Annotated in this window: 20 protein-coding genes; 2 read left to right on the top strand and 18 right to left on the bottom strand. The window is 45.8% G+C overall.

Annotated features, from left to right (window positions below):
- Positions 1–7 precede the first annotated feature (7 nt).
- The 6 genes from HQQ92_RS13815 to ffh all read right to left on the bottom strand — a co-directional run bounded on the left by HQQ92_RS13815 (position 8) and on the right by ffh (position 4,903).
- Entirely contained in the window at positions 8–1,099 is a 1,092-nt protein-coding gene (locus HQQ92_RS13815) for a 3-deoxy-7-phosphoheptulonate synthase (protein WP_173246114.1), read from the bottom strand.
- 260 nt (positions 1,100–1,359) lie between these two features.
- Positions 1,360–1,713 carry a 50S ribosomal protein L19 gene (gene rplS / locus HQQ92_RS13820; RefSeq protein WP_006080791.1) on the bottom strand — a complete coding sequence of 118 codons (354 nt, stop codon included), beginning with the start codon at positions 1,711–1,713 and terminating at the stop codon, positions 1,360–1,362.
- Between the two features lie 34 nt (positions 1,714–1,747).
- Positions 1,748–2,494, bottom strand: coding sequence for a tRNA (guanosine(37)-N1)-methyltransferase TrmD (gene trmD / locus HQQ92_RS13825; RefSeq protein ID WP_028760810.1), 747 nt, complete (start codon positions 2,492–2,494; stop codon positions 1,748–1,750).
- Between the two features lie 15 nt (positions 2,495–2,509).
- On the bottom strand, positions 2,510–3,040 hold the full coding sequence (gene rimM, locus HQQ92_RS13830; protein ID WP_006080789.1) for a ribosome maturation factor RimM: 531 nt from the start codon (positions 3,038–3,040) through the stop codon (positions 2,510–2,512).
- Positions 3,041–3,060: 20 nt separating this feature from the next.
- The gene (gene rpsP / locus HQQ92_RS13835) at positions 3,061–3,312 is read right to left on the bottom strand and encodes a 30S ribosomal protein S16 (RefSeq protein ID WP_006080788.1); all 252 of its coding nucleotides are present in this window, start codon (positions 3,310–3,312) and stop codon (positions 3,061–3,063) included.
- Between the two features lie 217 nt (positions 3,313–3,529).
- Positions 3,530–4,903: a signal recognition particle protein gene (gene ffh, locus HQQ92_RS13840; RefSeq protein ID WP_006080787.1), complete on the bottom strand. Its 1,374-nt coding sequence runs from the start codon at positions 4,901–4,903 to the stop codon at positions 3,530–3,532.
- A 289-nt stretch (positions 4,904–5,192) separates the two neighbouring features.
- Between ffh and HQQ92_RS13845 the strand changes: the two genes are divergently transcribed.
- Complete coding sequence (locus HQQ92_RS13845) at positions 5,193–5,981, top strand: inner membrane protein YpjD (RefSeq protein WP_028760813.1); 789 nt, start codon at positions 5,193–5,195, stop codon at positions 5,979–5,981.
- Positions 5,982–6,080: 99 nt separating this feature from the next.
- Positions 6,081–7,355 (top strand): HlyC/CorC family transporter, encoded by a 1,275-nt coding sequence (locus tag HQQ92_RS13850; protein ID WP_173246117.1) that lies wholly within the window; start codon positions 6,081–6,083, stop codon positions 7,353–7,355.
- A 130-nt stretch (positions 7,356–7,485) separates the two neighbouring features.
- On the opposite strand, the gene HQQ92_RS13855 is transcribed toward HQQ92_RS13850, so the two are convergent.
- The 12 genes from HQQ92_RS13855 to rpoE form a co-directional block, all read right to left on the bottom strand.
- Complete coding sequence (locus HQQ92_RS13855) at positions 7,486–8,010, bottom strand: DUF962 domain-containing protein (protein WP_173246121.1); 525 nt, start codon at positions 8,008–8,010, stop codon at positions 7,486–7,488.
- Positions 8,011–8,219: 209 nt separating this feature from the next.
- A complete protein-coding gene (gene acpS, locus HQQ92_RS13860; RefSeq protein WP_028760816.1) occupies positions 8,220–8,603 on the bottom strand; it encodes a holo-ACP synthase in 384 nt (127 codons plus the stop codon).
- Positions 8,603–9,340: a pyridoxine 5'-phosphate synthase gene (pdxJ, locus tag HQQ92_RS13865; protein ID WP_006080782.1), complete on the bottom strand. Its 738-nt coding sequence runs from the start codon at positions 9,338–9,340 to the stop codon at positions 8,603–8,605. Before pdxJ ends, acpS begins: the two co-directional genes overlap by 1 nt.
- A gap of 70 nt (positions 9,341–9,410) precedes the next feature.
- Positions 9,411–10,121 carry a DNA repair protein RecO gene (gene recO, locus HQQ92_RS13870; protein WP_168823420.1) on the bottom strand — a complete coding sequence of 237 codons (711 nt, stop codon included), beginning with the start codon at positions 10,119–10,121 and terminating at the stop codon, positions 9,411–9,413.
- A 28-nt stretch (positions 10,122–10,149) separates the two neighbouring features.
- Positions 10,150–11,166, bottom strand: a complete 1,017-nt coding sequence (era, locus tag HQQ92_RS13875; protein WP_028760819.1) for a GTPase Era — start codon at positions 11,164–11,166, stop codon at positions 10,150–10,152.
- Positions 11,163–11,843, bottom strand: coding sequence for a ribonuclease III (rnc, locus tag HQQ92_RS13880; protein ID WP_012088603.1), 681 nt, complete (start codon positions 11,841–11,843; stop codon positions 11,163–11,165). Before rnc ends, era begins: the two co-directional genes overlap by 4 nt.
- Position 11,844: 1 nt before the next feature.
- Positions 11,845–12,762, bottom strand: coding sequence for a signal peptidase I (gene lepB, locus HQQ92_RS13885; RefSeq protein WP_168823422.1), 918 nt, complete (start codon positions 12,760–12,762; stop codon positions 11,845–11,847).
- A 183-nt stretch (positions 12,763–12,945) separates the two neighbouring features.
- Entirely contained in the window at positions 12,946–14,736 is a 1,791-nt protein-coding gene (gene lepA / locus HQQ92_RS13890) for a translation elongation factor 4 (protein ID WP_028760822.1), read from the bottom strand.
- 166 nt (positions 14,737–14,902) lie between these two features.
- Positions 14,903–15,376 (bottom strand): SoxR reducing system RseC family protein, encoded by a 474-nt coding sequence (locus HQQ92_RS13895; protein WP_105249858.1) that lies wholly within the window; start codon positions 15,374–15,376, stop codon positions 14,903–14,905.
- 10 nt (positions 15,377–15,386) lie between these two features.
- Complete coding sequence (locus HQQ92_RS13900) at positions 15,387–16,319, bottom strand: MucB/RseB C-terminal domain-containing protein (protein WP_173246125.1); 933 nt, start codon at positions 16,317–16,319, stop codon at positions 15,387–15,389.
- Positions 16,320–16,331: 12 nt separating this feature from the next.
- Entirely contained in the window at positions 16,332–16,958 is a 627-nt protein-coding gene (locus HQQ92_RS13905; RefSeq protein ID WP_028760825.1) for a sigma-E factor negative regulatory protein, read from the bottom strand.
- Positions 16,959–16,999: 41 nt separating this feature from the next.
- Positions 17,000–17,578 carry an RNA polymerase sigma factor RpoE gene (rpoE, locus tag HQQ92_RS13910; RefSeq protein WP_028760826.1) on the bottom strand — a complete coding sequence of 193 codons (579 nt, stop codon included), beginning with the start codon at positions 17,576–17,578 and terminating at the stop codon, positions 17,000–17,002.
- Between the last annotated feature and the right edge of the window lie 114 nt (positions 17,579–17,692).

Here is a 17,692-nt window from a genome sequence, read left to right on the forward strand (position 1 = left end):
AACTAATTTAAGCGTTAGCTACTTTAAGCATATTGAAACGCGTTGGAAGTATTGAAGATAACTTCGCTGCGCCTTCCCGTAAAATGGTTTCTGTTTTTTCCCAATTAATACAAGAATCTGTTACAGAAACACCGTAAGCTAGCTCGCTTAATGGCCTATCACAACTTTGATTGCCTTCATTTAAATGACTTTCTAGCATGACGCCAATAATCGACTTATTGCCGTTATAAATCTGCTCGAACACATCTTCACACACAGGCTTTTGGCGGCTGTAGTCTTTGGATGAATTGCCGTGGCTGCAATCGATAATCAAACGTGCATTGAGTTTGGCTTTATGAAGCTGCGCCTCACACTCTGCCACACTCGCCGCATCATAGTTGGGCGTTGCACCTCCACGTAAAATCACATGACCATCGGGATTACCTGCAGTTTGCAATAATGCGACTTGGCCCTGTTGGTTTATGCCCATAAATCTGTGGCTACTGGCCGCCGATTTTAGCGCATTAATCGCTACATCGAGCTTACCATCGGTGCCATTTTTAAAGCCCACCGGCATAGAAAGACCCGATGCCATTTCCCTATGAGTCTGCGATTCAGTGGTGCGAGCACCAATGGCAGACCAAGTGACAAGCTCAGAAATGTACTGAGGACTGATAGGATCGAGTGCTTCGGTTGCAACAGGCAGTCCTAACTCGGCCAACCAAATCATTAGCTCACGGGCCATTTTCAGGCCTTTTTCGACATCGAAGGATTCATCCATATCGGGATCGTTGATCATGCCCTTCCAACCTACCGTGGTACGCGGCTTTTCAAAGTACACTCGCATTAAGATATAAAACTCATCACTGAGTTCATCGTGCAGGGTTTTAAGCCTTAAAGCGTATTCCTTAGCAGCGGCGATATCATGGATGGAGCAAGGACCAGTGACAATCAATACTCGATTGTCGCGCTTATGAACAATATCAGCCACGGTTTTGCGAGCATTGAGGATATAGCGATAAGCATGCTCAGAGAGTGGCAAGGCATTTTTAAGCTCTTGCGGCGTGATTAAGACTTTCTCTGAACTGATGTGTACGTTGTTAATCGTATCTTGTTGCATGCTTACCACCTAAGACTTAGTGTTTAACCCAGTTGTCGAAGCAGGACTTCAAGTCAGCTTGGGCATTCATTTCGGATATAAAATAGCGTAAATCTATCGCAATGTACCTTTGTAATGCTACACCATTACAATTAGGCGACCACTATGCCTGTTCATTCTCTTTAGATCAAGTATAAATACTCAAAAAACAGCAACAAAAAACCGCCACTAGGGCGGTTTTCTGTGCGAACACTACGTCTTGTTTTCTGTAGCGGTAACTATTACTTAGTTGCCAGCTTCTCACGGATACGTGCAGATTTACCTGAACGATCACGCAGATAGTACAGTTTGGCGCGACGAACGCGACCACGACGCTTAACTTCAATGCTAGCGATCAGTGGGCTGTGCGTTTGGAAAGCACGCTCAACACCTTCGCCATTAGAGATTTTACGTACTGTGAATGCAGAGTGCAGACCACGGTTACGCTTAGCAATTACAACGCCTTCAAAAGCCTGTAAACGCTCTTTATCGCCTTCTTTAACACGAACCTGAACGACTACTGTATCACCAGCACCAAACGCAGGTACGTCTTGTTTCATTTGCTCATCGTTGAGCATTTTAATGATGTTGTTCATAACTTACTCCGTTCTAGAATTAACTGAGCTACGACTAAGCATGCTTGTTCATTGCTTCAACGAACTGCGCTAATAGAGTCGTTTGTTCGTCAGTCAGAGCTAGATTTTGCAATAATTCTGGCCGTCTAAGTAAAGTCCTACCAAGGCTTTGCTGTAAACGCCAGAGTCTAATTTGTTCGTGGTTGCCACTTAGCAGCACTGCCGGTACGTCAAGACCATCCAAGCTTTCAGGGCGAGTGTAATGTGGACAATCCAGTAAACCGTCGGAGAAAGAATCTTGCTCCGCCGAAGCTTGTTTTCCTAGCACGCCAGGAACCAATCTCGATACTGAATCTATCAGAGTCATCGCCGGTAATTCGCCGCCCGAAAGCACGTAATCCCCTATCGACCACTCTTCATCCACTTCCGTTTGAATGATGCGTTCATCAATACCTTCGTATCGACCACAGACCAAAATCAAACGTGATGATTGAGCCAACTCAGTGACGCCTTGCTGATCCAGCTTACGTCCTTGAGGTGACAAATAAATCACCTTCGCACCTTCACCCGCTGCGGCTTTCGCTGCATGGATGGCATCGCGCAAGGGTTGCACCATCATCAACATTCCGGGACCACCGCCGTAAGGCCTGTCATCTACCGTATTATGTCTATCATGGGTGAAATCACGGGGATTCCACGTGTGCAACTCGAGCAGGCCGTTTTTCACGGCTCGACCCGTAACTCCAAAGTCTGTCACGGCACGGAACATCTCTGGGAACAGGGTTATTACCCCTAACCACATCTGTTGTACCTCGACTTAGAAGTCAGGATCCCAATCCACTAAAATCTGTTTACCTTGCAGATCCACCGTTTTGATGAACTGCTCAGGGACAAAGGGGATCATACGTTCCACTTTGCCGAAACTATCTTTAGCGTTGGCTTTAACGAGTAATACGTCGTTCGATCCTGTTTCCACGATCTGATCGACAATCCCCATGTTATAGCCTGTTGTATTGACCACTTCGCAACCGATGAGATCACGCCAGTAGAATTCATCTGCTGGCAAATCGTTCATCTGTTCCGGCAAAATCGCAATCTCACAATTTGTGAGCATTTGCGCTTGCTCCCGTGTTTCTACGCCATCAAGTAAGGCAACAACGGCCTTGCCTTGATAACGCCACTGGGTGACCTTTATTTCGCGCCATTCACCATTTTCTTTAATAAGCCAAGGTGAATAGTCAAAGATACCTTCAACAGAATCGGTATAGGCGGTGATTTTCAGCCAACCTTTAATGCCATGACAGGAGCCTAATTTCCCCAGTACGACTGGCTGTTGGTTACTGCTCATCAATCTATACCTTAACGCTATTAAGCTGTTGCTTTACGAGCGTCTTTGATCAGTTTTGCTACACGTTCTGTAGCAGCTGCACCGTTAGAAACCCAGTGCTCAACGCGAGCTAGGTCTAAACGTAAAGTTTCTTCTTGGCCACGGGCCAATGGGTTGAAGAAACCAACACGCTCGATGAAACGACCGTCACGAGCGTTACGGCTATCAGCAACAACGATGTTGTAAAATGGACGCTTTTTTGCGCCGCCACGAGCTAAACGAATGGTAACCATGCGTTTTCAATCCTCTAATGATTTGCTTGAAGCAAAAATAAAAACTGGAACCCCGTGTTCGCGAAGAGTCCCAGATAGAAAGCCGGAAGATTTTACCTGACTTTCCAACGAATGCAACCAAAGATGGCGATTATTACGCCTGCGCCCTCAGTAAGCGGTTCATTGTTGCCAGAGTCAACCGACTGATAAAGTGCTAAGTTTAACTAAAAATGCCCGATTAACGTCCCGGAAATTTCATTCCTGGCGGCATCATGCCACGCATTCCGCGCATCATTTTTTGCATGCCGCCCTTAGCAGACATTTTTTTCATCATCTTTTGCATTTGAGTAAACTGTTTCAATAAACGGTTTACATCTTGAATTTGCGTGCCAGAACCGGCAGCGATGCGACGTTTGCGTGAGCCCTTGATTAAATCAGGGTTCTTACGCTCCTTGGAAGTCATCGAATTAATGATGGCTTCCATTTGACCTGTCATCTTGCCGTCTTGGATTTGCGCTAAGGCTTCTGGGGGCAATTGACCGACACCGGGCAGTTTTTCCAGCATGTTCATCATGCCGCCCATGTTTTTCATTTGCTGTAACTGCTCACGGAAATCTTCTAAATCGAAACTGCCACCTTGCTTCACTTTCGAAGCCAGCTTCATGGCCTTTTCTTTATCGACGCCACGCTCAACTTCTTCGATAAGCGATAACACATCGCCCATGCCCAAAATGCGTGAGGCGATACGATCGGGATGAAACGGTTCTAGCGCGTCTGTCTTTTCACCGACACCGAGGAATTTGATCGGCTTGCCCGTAATGTGGCGAATCGATAACGCCGCACCACCGCGCGCATCACCATCGACTTTGGTTAAGATCACCCCTGTCAGTGGTAAAGCTTCGTTAAACGCCTTAGCGGTGTTTGCCGCATCTTGACCTGTCATTGCATCGACCACGAACAAGGTTTCGATAGGCTTGACCGCTGCGTGTAAGCCTTTGATCTCGTCCATCATGGCTTCGTCGACATGCAGACGACCCGCGGTATCGAGGATCACCACATCGATAAACTTTAATTTAGCGTGGGCAATCGCCGCTTTCGCAATGTCGATTGGCTTTTGGCTAACGTCCGATGGGAAAAACTCCACCGCCACTTCTTGCGCTAACGTCTCAAGCTGTTTGATCGCCGCAGGGCGATAAACGTCAGCACTGACGACTAATACCGATTTTTTATGGCGTTCGCGTAAAAATTTACCCAGTTTTGCCACACTGGTGGTTTTACCCGCACCTTGCAGACCCGCCATCATAATCACAGCTGGCGGCTGAGTGGCTAAATCTAGGGCTTCATTCGCCTCGCCCATGGATTTTTCAAGTTCACTTTGAACTATCTTAATAAAGGCTTGGCCTGGACTTAAGCTTTTAGAGACTTCTTGGCCAACGGCACGTTCTTTTACATTATTAACGAATTCGCGCACCACAGGCAGGGCAACATCGGCCTCCAGCAGTGCCATACGCACTTCGCGCAGGGTTTCCTTAACGTTTTCTTCAGTTAAGCGACCACGGCCACTGATATTTTTCAGTGTGCGTGACAGTCTGTCGGTTAGGTTCTCAAACATCGTCCTGTTCTATACCTTTAAGAATCTCGATTGATGGGCTGTATTATAACGATGCATACGCATTATGCTACTGCTGCACCCATCTTGATTGTGGTTAAGTGTTTTACTTGCGCTGAGTCATGTTTTATTGTCGTCGACACACTATTTAACCCTAACAATAAGAATCTGCTAAATTTTGCAACTCATGTCACTGCCCATTTGCCGACAGCTCATGTTATTCTAGGGAAAATATTGATCTGTATGCCCCGTTTTTAAGGCACCTTTAACTACACAAATAGGTTAATTACCCATGGTCATCTTTTCTGCCTCAGCCATGTTTTTTTATTGCATTGCATTGGTACTAGTGACGAGTAGATTGTTTCACCCAGACGGTCCGAATCGCCGTGCTGTCGCAGGCTTTGCCGCTATTGCGGTTATTTTGCATGCTGCAGCATTATCACAAGTGATTTTCACCACAGATGGCCAAAACTTTAGCCTGACGAATGTGATTTCCTTAGTGAACTGGATTATCGCTTTTACTTTTACGATATTGATGTTCAGGCTGAAAGTCATCGTCGTCGTGCCCGTGGTTTACGCCTGCTCAGTGCTTTCGGTTGCCCTACTCTGGTTATTGCCGCCTAAATTCATCACGCATTTTGAGCTTTATCCTGAAGTATTAGCCCACGTCGTATTGTCACTCATGGCCTACAGCGCCCTGATGATTGCCGCCCTGTATGCGATACAACTGGCGATGATCCAAAATAAACTGAAGAAAAAACAATTTATGCTGAGCCCTGGCATTCCGCCGCTGATGACAGTTGAAAAACAACTGTATCACCTAGTGATTATCGGCGTTATCTTGCTCAGTTTGTCGCTCGCGACTGGTTTTATCTTCCTTGAAGATATGTTCGCCGATGGTAAAGGTCATAAGGCAATTCTGTCGATAATGGCTTGGTTTGTATACATTACTATGCTGTGGCAACAGTATTGGGTCGGTTGTAAAATTCGTACCGCAGTCATTTATACTCTGACTGGCGCATCCTTACTTTCGCTCGCATATTTTGGCGCGCGCATTGTCAAAGAATTAATCCTCAACTAAACATTTAAGTCGGCTGGGGCAGTTATTGCTGCGGCCGACTTGACACTTTTTTTAAATGTCGGTATTTACTTAAGTTTACTGGCCACATTGGAGCCTTTTTTGGACGCTATATCGACAAGCGCACTCCTGATCGTTTTACTAGTGCTTATCCTATTCTCTGCCTATTTTTCAGGCTCAGAAACCGCAATGATGACTCTCAACCGTTACCGTTTACGCCACTTAGCCAACAATGGCCATAAAGGGGCGATTAGAGCCTTGAAGTTACTTGAGCGTCCTGACCGTTTGATTGGATTGATCTTAATTGGCAATAACTTAGTCAATATTTCCGCATCTGCTATTGCGACTATCATTGGTATGCGTCTTTGGGGTGACTTAGGGGTCGCTGTTGCAACTGGCGTGCTTACATTAGTCGTGCTCGTTTTTGCTGAAGTCACGCCAAAAACCATCGCAGCATTAAATCCTGAGCGTATTGCTTTTCCCTCTAGCATACTGCTACTTATATTTTCCTCTACCTTTGCCTATGTTGTCTCAAGCGTTAATTTGATAACCACAGGTATCTTACGTTTGATGGGGATAAAAACCGTTAATAGTAGCGATGCACTAAGCCAAGAAGAGTTGCGCACAGTGGTACATGAGGCAGGGGCACTCATCCCCCGACGCCACCAAGAAATGCTGTTATCTATCTTGGATTTAGAGAAAGTCACCGTTGAAGATATTATGGTGCCACGCTCAGATATCTACGGAATTAACGTCAATGACGAATTTAAGGTTATCAATCGTCAGGTGATCCAAAGTCCACATACCCGAGTGTTAGTGTATCGCGACACCATAGACGATGCAGTGGGCTTTATTCATTTACGCGATGCCCTGCGCCTCCAATCTAAAGAGCAATTTAGCAAGTCATCTTTGCTACGCGCAGTGAAAGAACTCTACTTTGTGCCAGAAGGTACGCCACTCAATGTGCAACTAGCTAACTTCCAACAAAATAAAGAGCGCATCGGCTTAGTCGTTGATGAATATGGTGATATTCAAGGTCTAGTAACACTCGAAGATATTCTCGAAGAGATTGTCGGCGACTTTACCACTTCTATGTTGACCACCCCGAGTGAAGACATTAAGGTCCAGCAAGATGGCAGCTACTTAGTCGATGCGGGCATTACGATCCGCGATTTGAATAAAGAAATGAAGTGGAACTTTCCCACCGATGGCCCTAAAACCCTCAATGGTCTGATTCTGGAGTATCTGGAGGAAATTCCTTCTGCGAATACCAGTTTACGTTTAGCAGGTTATCCATTAGAGATAATTGATGTGTCAGAGAATATGATTAATACAGTGAGAATTATCCCGCTGTATTATCATCCCCCCAGAGTTTAATCCTCAATTTTGAGCATAAAAATTGGCCGAACCACACAAGTTAAGATGTGGTCCGGCCGACGATTTCCTCCAAGCGATGATGCTCCCCCGAGCTATAAATCTATCTACTCTAATTCACTATCTAGCCAAGCTATGCAGATTTTTTCGCCTCAAGTATACGACGCTTCTCAAGCGCCATTGGCGTTATCTGGGCATTCAGCGCCTTTTCTAAGCCCAACATAAAATACACTTCCGCCATTAAGAAAAATGGCCCAATTAATAGCTGATTTAAGTCATCCACAAAGGCAGGCTTGGCTTTTTCATATTGATGGCCGATTAGCTGGAACACCCAGCCCACCACAAATACTCCTAGGGCAAGCCAAGTGGCACCGGCGATATGCGCCGCCCACTCAGTAGTGAGCAGCACAGGTACCATGAATAATATGAGCCCCATTGAAAGCCTTAAGTGTAAACGGACATAATAGGCCAACACGAGCATACCGACTATCATTGCTAAACTTGTCTCCCCCATACTGCCCAGCGGAATACGCACTGTGGCCAGCAACAGGAAAGCAGACCAAATAATCAGTGGGATGCCAATAAAATGGGTCTGAATATTACGCTGATTTAAATGCACACTTTTGTAGGTCGATAACTGCTCTGCGGCGGATTTCATGTCGGGTTCCTCTTCATTTGCCCCTGCTTTTAACTGCGCTAAATTGAGCGACGCGAAAGCCATAAACTAACGTAAAACAATTAAACTGAACAGTAAAAGTAAATAAATTGTTGCATTCACTGATTTTGCATTTATTTAGATACCCATCCAGAAATGAAAAAAGGAACCCTAAGGTTCCTTTTTTACCACCAACAGACGCAAACTCGGGTTTATTGAGACTCTATGATTACCGTCGCAATCGCATAGGATTTTTCATCGGCAATAGAGATATGCCCAACCGTCGCTTTAAGCTGCTGTAAACGCGTCAGCGCCCCCTCGGTAAAGTGAATCGTCGGTGCACCATCCTCATTGTTGCCAATGTGAATATGCTGAAACGACACACCGCGGCCAATACCCGTACCGAGAGCTTTGGCTGCGGCCTCTTTTGCCGCAAAACGCTTGGCAAGATAACGACTTGGCTGACTATGGGCAGTATAAATGGCCAACTCAGACTCGGTCAGCACTCGTTTAGCGAGCTTGTCACCTGCGCGCGCCACATGCACCTGAATACGCTCAATCTCGACGATATCTGTGCCTAGGCCGACAATCGCCATTATTCGCCTCGACGACCTTCAAGCATTAACACTTTCATGTCTTTCACTGCTGTCGCTAAACCATCAATAGCGGCACGTGCGACAATCGCATGGCCGATATTAAGTTCATATAACTCAGGAATCGCCGCGATGGGTTTCACGTTGTGATAATGCAAACCATGACCCGCGTTAACCACTAAACCTTTGCCATGGGCGTATTTTGCCATTTCGCTAATACGCGCTAACTCAGTGGCTTCTTCTGCTTCCGTTTTAGCATCGGCATAACAGCCCGTATGAATTTCAATAAGCGGTGCGCCAGAGGCAACAGCGGCATCAATTTGAGTTTTATCGGCATCGATAAATAAGGAGACTTGAATACCCTCAGCAGCTAAACGAGTCACTGCAGCAGTGATTTTATCTAACTGCCCCGCTACATCTAAACCGCCTTCAGTGGTGACTTCTTGACGTTTTTCTGGCACTAAACAGACATAGGTCGGCTTAATTTCACAGGCGATGTTAAGCATTTCTTCGGTCACAGCGCATTCAAAATTCATGCGGGTTTTCAAGGTTTTTGCCAACAGATATACATCGCGGTCTATGATATGGCGTCTGTCTTCACGCAAATGGATAGTGATGCCATCGGCGCCAGCATGTTCAGCAACGGCAGCAGCATGCACAGGATCAGGATAACTGGTGCCACGGGCTTGGCGCAGAGTAGCAATATGGTCGATATTCACGCCCAATAAGATACGGCTCATCGGGAACTCCTTAATGTTTAACGCTGATATTGCGGCCTATTGTACTTAGGCTCACGCTAAAAAACAGGAGCTAGGGCGAATTATTCCCATCAATCTTAGTTGGCACGGCAGTGCTGACGAACAATTGTCGACTCAACAAAGGTTTAGTCCCGAGTAATGGCGTTAACAGGGAGCGCATCAACAACTTAGCGCTCAAAAAATGTGCTTCGGTGAGCTGGTTATCGTTAAGCGCCGTCAACATGGCGCCTTGATAGGCATTGCGAGCACGGGAGTTGAGTACAAATTGAAAACCTAACTCAGGCACGAGCTGGTAATAATAGTCAGGCACGAGTGTTTCACCTTGAGTATCGCGGCTAAGAGAAGGCATAAAACCTAATTCCCGCAGCAAGGCAAGCTCAATATAACGCAGTTGGGATTGGCAAAACTTCGCGGCAAGGCCGACTAAGGCTTGATGATAAATGAGGAACAACTCTTCGGCATTGTGCTGTACAGACAAAGTGCGAACCAATAACTCATTGATATACATGCCAGCAAACAAGCTTTGACCAGAAAGAGGCACAGCAGGCGCAGCGGCTTCGACTTGAGTTAAGGTTTTTAATTCAGACTTACCGCTAAATTCGAAGATCAGCGGTTGAAAGGGCTGGAGAATACTCTTGATAGAGCGCTTACCGCTGCCGGTTCGGGCAACCACATCAACCCGTCCAATGCCGTCAACTAAGAGGTTAACTAAGACACTGGACTCTCGATATGGGCGATGATGTAAAACGTAACCACGTTTCATCGGTAAGCGCGCTCGCTGAAGTTAATGCTTAATCGTCGCCGTAACCTAAGCTTCGTAAGGCGCGTTCATCATCGGCCCAACCGGATTTCACTTTCACCCACACTTCGAGGAAAACTTTATTATCAAACAAGGTCTCCATGTCTAAGCGAGCTTGAGTTGCGATAGTACGAATACGTTCGCCCTTGCTACCAATCACCATACGTTTTTGACCTTCACGCTCAACAAGGATCAAGGCATTAATTTGATAAACGCCATTTTCCATCATCTTGAACTGTTCAATCTCAACTGTCGCATCATAGGGTAATTCATCACCTAAGAAGCGCATCAGTTTTTCACGCACAATTTCCGACGCCATAAAACGTTGCGAACGATCGGTAACATAGTCTTCAGGGAAGAAGAAAGGTCCTTCAGGAATCGACGCCGCCGCTAGCTCTAAAATGCGCTTAACGTTAGTGCCTTTACTGGCAGAAATCGGCAAAATTTCATCGAAAGGATATTTTTTGGCGACTTCTTCCAAATACGGGAACAGCGATTCTTTGTCTTTGATATTGTCGACTTTATTGATCGCCAGAATTGTCTGACGCTCTTCACCGCCACGGCGTAATTTACTCAACACCATCTCATCATCGGCGGTCCACGTCATGCCATCGACCACAAAAATCACCATAGCTACATCGGCAAGCGAACTGGCAGCTGCGCGGTTCATCAGGCGGTTAATCGCCCGCTGCTCTTCTATGTGTAAACCTGGTGTATCGATGAACACAATTTGCTTCGGACCATCGGTATGAATACCCATGATACGGTGGCGCGTTGTTTGTGGCTTTTTAGAAGTAATACTTACCTTCTGACCAAGCAAACGGTTGATTAACGTTGATTTACCGACGTTAGGGCGACCAATGATCGCCACCATGCCGCAATAAGTGACATCGTATTGGGCCGACGGCGTTGGCGCGGCCGCATTCATCCTTGCCAGTAATTCATCTAAACTCGGCTCAGTTGCCGCTTTTGCAGCATCGATACCTGACAAGTCTGTTTTTTTGGTCATTTCTTTAGTAACTCCAATACTTGAGCGGCCGCGATTTGCTCGGCTTTGCGGCGTGAACTCGCCACACCAATGACGCTTTGGCTCAAGTCTTCAATACGACATTCAACGGTAAATGTCTGATCGTGGGCATCGCCTTCTATGTTGATTACTTGGTAATCAGGCAGCGGCTTTTTAAACCCTTGTAAATGTTCTTGCAGTAATGTCTTAGCGTCTTTCTGACTGATCCCAGGTTGGATTTCGGCCAAACGCTCGGCATACCATTTCAACAGTAATGCACGGCAAACTTCGAGATCGGAATCAAGGTAAACGGCGCCAATAATGGCTTCAACTGCATCGGCAAGAATCGACTCGCGTCTAAATCCGCCACTTTTCAACTCGCCAGGACCGAGATATAAATAATCGCCGAGCTTAAACTCTTGGGCGATGATAGTTAAGGTATCACCGCGAACTAAGGTGGCACGCATCCGGCTTAAATCGCCTTCGGTTGCCTTCGGAAACTGATGATACAAAGCATCAGAAATCACGATAGATAAAATTGAATCACCTAAAAACTCTAAGCGCTCATTATGCTTATTTGCCGCACTTCTGTGGGTCAGCGCTTGAGTCAAAAGCTCAATATTCTTGAACTCATAACCTAAGGTACGACACAAACGTGGCAAATTTTTAATCGGTTCCATGCTATTTAATTCCACCTACACGCTCAAAACGCACACCGCTAGGCACCCAAGTTGGGAGGAAGTCGGCTTTTGAACGGTCAAATTCAAAACTAATCCAAATCGCTACCGCTTTACCAACAAGGTTCTCTTCTGGCACAAAGCCCCAGAAACGACTGTCGGTACTGTTATCGCGGTTATCACCCATGGCAAAGTAATGGCCTTCTGGCACTAAAAATTCACCCGCGGGTAAATTACCTTCGCGCTTAAAATACCCCAGCATGTCAGGTCGACTTGGGTTGATCAAGATATCGTGGGCGACATCACCCAATTCCTCTTTATAACGCAGCAACGGCACACCATCTTGGCTGTAATCACCACGACTGATCTCAGTGCGGGCGATAACTTGCGGTTCTGGGCAAGCTGTTTGCTCAACGCCACAGGCCTTCTGGATCATCAACTGCTTGTTACGGTAAATAATTCTATCACCCGGTAAACCGACAACACGTTTGATGTAGTCAATTTGCGGATTTTCAGGATATTTAAATACCACCACATCACCGCGTTTGGGCTCACCAGTTTCAACCAGTTTAGTGCGCCATACGGGATCTTTAAGCCCATAACTAAATTTTTCCACCAGAATGAAGTCGCCCACTAAGAGGGTTGGCATCATAGAACCCGATGGGATTTGAAATGGCTCATAAATGAATGAACGTAGGATCAACACAAAGGCAATCACAGGGAAGATAGAATGCGCGGTTTCGACTATGGTCGACTCACGAATGATTTGGTACTCAGCTTCTTCAGTTAAATTCGCTTGTGATGCCTTTGCTAACGCTAAACTCTCACGACGCTTTGGGGCGAAAACGAGCACATCGACTAACCAAATAAGTCCTGAGATCAGGGTGATTAGCACTAGAATAATGGAAAAATACGCTGCCATTGCTTATTGAACTCCTGCCTTAAAAATAATTAAAGGTGCCTAACTCAGCGAATATCATACTTTAGTTAACTTACCGTATTCGACCTTGGTAAACCAAAGTGATAAACCAATGCGATAACCTAACTAAAGCGCCGCAAACAGCGGCGCAATAGTCAACTAAATTGTCACTTATTATGCTAACGATTACTCGTTTAGCTTAAGTACCGCTAAGAATGCTTCTTGTGGCACCTCAACGTTACCCACTTGCTTCATCCGTTTCTTACCCTCTTTTTGTTTATTTAAGAGTTTTTTCTTACGGGAAACGTCGCCGCCATAACACTTAGCCGTTACGTCTTTACGCAGGGCTTTTACGGTTGAACGGGCAATAATTTGACTGCCCACCGCCGCTTGAATCGCAATATCAAACATCTGACGTGGAATAAGTTCTTTCATCTTATCCACTAAGGCTAAACCACGGTGACGAATGTTTGATCTATGGATAACCATAGCCAAGGCGTCGACTCGGTCGCCGTTGATGAGAATATCTAAACGCACCATGTCTGCAGGATCGAAACGAATAAAGTTATATTCGAGGGATGCATAGCCACGGCTAGTGGATTTCAAACGGTCGAAGAAGTCCATGACCACTTCCGCCATTGGCAGATGGTAAGTTACAGCCACTTGGTTACCGTGGTAAACCATGTTCACTTGGGTGCCACGTTTTTCAATACACAGGGTAATCACGTTACCTAAGTATTCTTTTGGCACTAAAATGTTGGCCTCAACAATCGGCTCACGCATTTCTTCAATGTTGTTAATCGCAGGCAGATCAGACGGGTTATCAACGTAAATCGTTTCACCGCTGGTCATGACAACTTCGTACACTACGGTTGGCGCAGTGGTGATCAACTCTAGGTTGTATTCACGCTCTAAACGCTCTTGTACGATTTCCATGTGGAGCAGGCCTAAATAGCCAATGCGGAAACCAAAACCGAGTGCCGAAGAACTTTCAGGTTCAAAGAATAATGACGCATCGTTCAGGCTGAGTTTGTTCAGCGCATCACGGAAGTTTTCATATTCGTCGGTCGAAATTGGGAATACGCCAGCGTATACCTGTGGCTTCACTTTCTTAAAACCAGGTAACGGCTTTTCAGCACCATTTTTGGCTAAAGTTAACGTATCACCTACGGGCGCGCCGTGAATTTCCTTCAGACCCGCAATTACAAAGCCGACTTCACCGGTTTTAAGTTCGGTTTTATCAGTTTGTTTTGGGGTGAAAATACCGACGCGATCCGCAGTGTGGTTTTGTCCTGTAGACATTACCTTAAACTTGTCACCTTTTTTCAGGCTACCGTGTTTAATTCGCACTAAAGACACTACGCCTAGGTAGTTATCAAACCAAGAATCGATGATCAAGGCTTGCAATGGTGCGTCAGGATCGCCTTCTGGCGGTGGAATTTTGGCAACAATGACTTCTAAAACCTCATCGACACCGACACCGGTTTTAGCCGAACAACGCACAGCATCCATCGCATCGATACCAACGATATCTTCAATCTCGGCAGCTACACGTTCTGGATCGGCTTGTGGTAAGTCAATCTTGTTTAAAATGGGTACCACATCTAGATTCATATCCAGCGCGGTATAACAGTTTGCCAATGTCTGAGCTTCAACGCCCTGACCCGCATCAACCACCAGCAAAGCACCTTCACAGGCAGCTAATGAGCGCGAGACCTCGTAGGAGAAGTCAACATGACCTGGGGTATCAATAAAGTTGAGTTGATAGACAAGGCCATCTTTGGCTTTATAATCCAAAGTGACACTTTGTGCCTTAATCGTAATACCACGCTCACGTTCTAGATCCATAGAATCTAAAACTTGAGAATCCATTTCACGGTCGGTTAAACCGCCACAAACCTGAATAAGACGATCTGATAGCGTCGATTTACCATGGTCGATATGGGCAATAATTGAGAAGTTTCTAATTTGTTTCATTATGCTGCAATGACTAATACTGAAAATGGATACGGTTCAAAGGAGCGAAATTGTACCTGATTGCGGTTTCAATACCAATCACATTCACTCCTACTTAAGACAGGCCGATAAAACAACGCCCAAAACCGCAGTTAGCTGTTATTTGATAAAAAATAAAACATTGAAATTATTGAGCTAATTCGTTTAAATTGATGCTCCTACCTAAATAGGCCAAAATCACAGGCTGAGCATCAACTTCTAAACGTTTAGCCTGTTGCTTACCAAAAGACCACGCAATCAAGGCACCAACGGCCGCAAAGCCCATGGCACCTAGGTTAGGATTAAACTCAAGCAACTGGCCTAAAAATTGTCCTAACGCCGCGCCGACAAACAGGCCAAACAGCGGCATTAAATAGATTAATGCCGCGGCTTTGAGGATCACGCTCTCAGGAAGGCCTAATTTGAGTAATTCACCAGCCTCGCAGCGGCGGTCACTCTGAATAGAAAATTGCTGGGTTTTAGAGGAAAAAGCCTGAGCGACAGCAGAGGTCCCGCAAGACTCACTGTTACTGCAGCTCTTGCAGGTACTCTTAAGTTCCACTTCAACCGTCAACCAGCCTTGACTATCACTGGAGACGACTCTGGCAATTTCTTCCATCATAATCGGCGTCCTATTCTAGCGTCAGACTTTTAGCAATGCGCGTTAAGGTTTCTGTCGGCACTTTACCCACAGCAACCACTTCGGCATTACCGACTTTTTCTGAGACTAACGACAAGCCATTACGGGTAATTAATTCTTCAGGCAATGGACTCGTGCCCGCACGCGCCACATAAACAGAAATATTTGCCAGTCCATCAGTCAGTGCTATGTATTCCACCGCTTCGTGACTGCCAATTAATCTATGATGGTCGCGCACTACCACAGTAAAACCTGCGGGTAACCAAGCAAATTGCCAGTTTTGACCGTCTTGGCGCTCGGCTTGATCGATAACTGCCGGCCACTCTTGCTTATAGGCCTCTTGCAAAATGGCTGGCGGCTCGCTTAATTCAATGAGTTCAATCACCATTATCTGCTCAAGTAATTGCTTATCTTGAGTCAGCATGTCGTATCTCAGCGGCAGATAGGTTTCCATATCAAGCCAAATTTGAAAGCCATAACGGAATTCATCATTAGGCAACAGGCGGATCATCTGCCCCGGACGCCCAGCGATACGGGTACGGCCACCGAGTACAAACTGATAACCCACTTCTAAGTCCGCCATATTGGCAGAGAAAGCAGCAGGCCAGACACCTTGAATATGATTAGAAACGATACTATACGCAGGCTCATCGTGCTCAATAAAGGTCACACGATTACCGACACGCACTGCATTTTTGGGTGGACCGTTAAGGTATTCTAGAAAGGCAACTTCTTGATTATTCACCTTACCGTGCAGGTAAACCAAAGGCCGAATATGATCGGCCTGAAGTTGAATAATCGATGCTTTAAACTCTTTCTCTCGTAAAGCCTGACTCATTTTCTCGAGCCAAGCTTTGGCAGGCATGTCTTCCTGCGCGGTTGCAGGAAAGACCAAGGCTAATAAAGCCAACAGGATTAGACGCAAGCTAACTCCTCGTTATTGATTGACCGGAACGGGTACGACCTCGGTATTGTCCTCTACAACCGCACCAGTATTCAATCGTTGTTGCAACATATGATCTTGGATATAAGTATTAATTCGGCGACGTTGCTCATTCACCTGATCATTGGTATAGCCTTGATTCTGTTGTACAGGACCGGTTTGTAGGCTCACAGGTGATGCGCTACCAATCAGCGGCCTTGTAATTAACACGGGCGATGGTGACGCGGCATCATCGGCGGTTTGATTGTAATTCTGCACACCCACAATCGCAAACATAGCAACCGTCGCAGCAATGGCATATTGACCAAATTGCTTAAATAAAGGTACGACGCGGCTTTGCTCCGAATTGGCGGCAATTTGTGGCGTTACAGGTGCAGTGACTTTAGACGCATGATGCTTAGGCGCAACTATCGCTGGCTCAAGTTCAATGGCGGCAGCAATGCTAGCAGAGAGATCTAACACAATAGTCTGCGGCAATTCGCCACGCATGGCATCGCCTATCATATGATAGTTATGCCATTTATCATGTGAATGTGTATCAGCAGATAACTCTGCCATGGTCTGCGCATCAGTCTCTCCATCGACTGCGGCAGATACCCATTCTTGACCTAATTTATCCATTTTTCACCTGTCTAAATATAAGGGTTTCTTAAAATAAGAATTTAGGCTTCCAGCAACGGCTGGAGCTTTTTATCGATTGCCTCTCGAGCTCGGAAGATACGCGATCTTACGGTCCCGACAGGACAATCCATGACTATGGCAATATCTTCGTAACTCATACCATCGAGTTCACGCAATGAGATGGCCATTCGTAATTCTTCAGGCAAGGTCTCTAATGTATCGAAAATCACTTTTTTGATTTCATCCGATAACATTAGCCGTTCTGGGGAGGCAAACTCCTTCAGCGCGTCACTGCCTTCGTAATATTCGGCATCTTCTGCATCAACATCATTCGCAGGCGTTCTACGCCCCTGTGATACGAGATAATTCTTCGCAGTGTTTACTGCGATGCGGTACAACCAAGTATAAAATGCACTTTCACCGCGAAAGTTTGGCAAAGCTCTGTAAGCTTTGATAAACGCTTCCTGTGCCACATCAGCAACGTCCGCTTGGTTCCGTACATAACGGGATATCAAGCTAATGACTTTACTTTGATATTTAAGCACTAACAGGTTAAAAGCGTTTTTATCACCTTGTTGTACGCGCTCAACTAATTGTTGATCACTTAATTGTCCACTCATCCGAGCCGACTTCTCCTAAATCTAAAATGCTGATTTCTCAGTCGCTCGAATCATATTCACTTATGTAGACTCGCGGGCTTTGAAAAAGTTCTAAAAATTATACAAAAAAAGTAA

This window comes from Shewanella sp. DC2-4 (assembly GCF_013248875.1).
GTDB classification, from domain to species: Bacteria; Pseudomonadota; Gammaproteobacteria; order Enterobacterales; family Shewanellaceae; genus Shewanella; species Shewanella oncorhynchi.

Bases quoted from the DNA above. Each gene is read 5' to 3' on its own strand.
- era (WP_028760819.1), bottom strand. From the start codon at position 11,166: ATGACCAAAAAAACAGACTTGTCAGGTATCGATGCTGCAAAAGCGGCA.
- rpsP (WP_006080788.1), bottom strand. From the start codon at position 3,312: ATGGTTACCATTCGTTTAGCTCGTGGCGGCGCAAAAAAGCGTCCATTT.
- recO (WP_168823420.1), bottom strand. From the start codon at position 10,121: ATGAAACGTGGTTACGTTTTACATCATCGCCCATATCGAGAGTCCAGT.
- rpoE (WP_028760826.1), bottom strand. From the start codon at position 17,578: ATGAGTGGACAATTAAGTGATCAACAATTAGTTGAGCGCGTACAACAA.
- HQQ92_RS13895 (WP_105249858.1), bottom strand. From the start codon at position 15,376: ATGATGGAAGAAATTGCCAGAGTCGTCTCCAGTGATAGTCAAGGCTGG.
- rplS (WP_006080791.1), bottom strand. From the start codon at position 1,713: ATGAACAACATCATTAAAATGCTCAACGATGAGCAAATGAAACAAGAC.
- trmD (WP_028760810.1), bottom strand. From the start codon at position 2,494: ATGTGGTTAGGGGTAATAACCCTGTTCCCAGAGATGTTCCGTGCCGTG.
- pdxJ (WP_006080782.1), bottom strand. From the start codon at position 9,340: ATGAGCCGTATCTTATTGGGCGTGAATATCGACCATATTGCTACTCTG.
- rimM (WP_006080789.1), bottom strand. From the start codon at position 3,040: ATGAGCAGTAACCAACAGCCAGTCGTACTGGGGAAATTAGGCTCCTGT.
- acpS (WP_028760816.1), bottom strand. From the start codon at position 8,603: ATGGCGATTGTCGGCCTAGGCACAGATATCGTCGAGATTGAGCGTATT.
- ffh (WP_006080787.1), bottom strand. From the start codon at position 4,903: ATGTTTGAGAACCTAACCGACAGACTGTCACGCACACTGAAAAATATC.
- HQQ92_RS13905 (WP_028760825.1), bottom strand. From the start codon at position 16,958: ATGGATAAATTAGGTCAAGAATGGGTATCTGCCGCAGTCGATGGAGAG.
- lepA (WP_028760822.1), bottom strand. From the start codon at position 14,736: ATGAAACAAATTAGAAACTTCTCAATTATTGCCCATATCGACCATGGT.
- rnc (WP_012088603.1), bottom strand. From the start codon at position 11,843: ATGGAACCGATTAAAAATTTGCCACGTTTGTGTCGTACCTTAGGTTAT.
- lepB (WP_168823422.1), bottom strand. From the start codon at position 12,762: ATGGCAGCGTATTTTTCCATTATTCTAGTGCTAATCACCCTGATCTCA.
- HQQ92_RS13855 (WP_173246121.1), bottom strand. From the start codon at position 8,010: ATGAAATCCGCCGCAGAGCAGTTATCGACCTACAAAAGTGTGCATTTA.
- HQQ92_RS13845 (WP_028760813.1), top strand. From the start codon at position 5,193: ATGGTCATCTTTTCTGCCTCAGCCATGTTTTTTTATTGCATTGCATTG.
- HQQ92_RS13815 (WP_173246114.1), bottom strand. From the start codon at position 1,099: ATGCAACAAGATACGATTAACAACGTACACATCAGTTCAGAGAAAGTC.